1 protein-coding gene is annotated in these 550 nt (G+C 59.5%); it reads right to left on the reverse strand.

What is annotated here, in order from left to right; translation table 11 throughout:
• Positions 1-550 (reverse strand): helix-turn-helix domain-containing protein (locus tag NKH22_RS31500; RefSeq protein WP_502908627.1); only part of this gene is annotated, 550 nt, incomplete at both ends.

Genomic DNA, 550 nt, shown 5'->3' on the forward strand with positions numbered 1-550 from the left:
TTGTCGGTCCTGATGGCGCTGGGCAGGCCGAACTCTTTGAAAACGCTCTCGAACACCGTGAAGGCATAGGCTTCCTTGGTAGTCGACAACGCCTCGCAGGCGATGAGATAGCGGCTGGCGAAGTCGGTGATCGTCAGCGGATAGCAATAGCGCCGATCGGCGAGCATGAACTCGCCTTTGTAGTCGGCACACCACAGATCGTTGGGCCGATAGCCGTTTGAAAGTGGTGTTCCCATCGCCCTGTTGCGCCTTCGCTTGCGGCGCTCGACCAGGCCATGGCGGTCGAGAACCGCATGCACCGTCGAGATCGCAGGCCGGTGAACGTCAGGATACAGCCGGGCCAACCGTTCGCGTATCTTTGGCGCACCCCAGGTCGGCTTGTCTTGCTTGAGGCGCACAATCAGCTTCTCGATTTGAAACGGAAGCTGATTGGCGTGGCGGTAGGGTCGGCGTGATCGATCCGTCAGCCCCTCAAGGCCACTGTCATTGTAGCGTGTGAGGATCTTGTAGCCGGTCTTGCGCGAGATATCGAACTCACGGCAAAGCACCG

The sequence above is a fragment of the Mesorhizobium sp. M1252 genome (assembly GCF_040318265.1).
In the GTDB taxonomy this organism is placed as follows: Bacteria; Pseudomonadota; Alphaproteobacteria; order Rhizobiales; family Rhizobiaceae; genus Mesorhizobium.